The sequence below is a fragment of the Streptomyces sp. 4F14 genome (assembly GCF_048159485.1).
GTDB lineage: Bacteria > Actinomycetota > Actinomycetes > Streptomycetales > Streptomycetaceae > Streptomyces.
The window spans coordinates 1-379 of the sequence record NZ_JBLRVY010000217.1 but is presented as its reverse complement, the minus strand read 5'-3'; the positions used below and the strand labels follow the sequence as shown (position 1 = coordinate 379).

General features: G+C 76.8%; 1 pseudogene. It reads right to left on the bottom strand.

Features of this window, described 5'->3' with window-relative positions:
- Window positions 1-379 (bottom strand): annotated as a pseudogene (locus ACLZOT_RS50400) (CHAT domain-containing protein); the annotation flags it as partial.

The following is a 379-nucleotide window of genomic DNA, read 5'->3' as shown; positions in this document are numbered from 1 at the left end:
GCCTCCGCCGCCGTGAAGTCGGCGTCCGCCCGGTCCACCGCGCCCAGCGCGAGATGCACGGTGGCGCGCAGCGTCAGCGCCCGCGCCGTCCAGATGACGTCGTCCATCTGCCGCAGCACGGGTATCGCCCGCCGCACATCCTCCAGCGCCTCCCGGTGATGGCCGAGGACCCAGCGGGCGTAGGCGCGGCGGAACAGCACCCGCGCGCGTGTGTGCCCGCTGCCGCGCTCGATCCCGCGCTCCAGCGCGGCCAGCCCCTGCTGAGTGCGCCCGGCATGCACCAACGCGACCCCGAGCGCCGCCAGGACGTCGGCCTCCCGGTCGGCCGACTCCGAGCGCGCCGCGAGATCCCGGGCACGCCGCAGATGCCGCAGGGCGA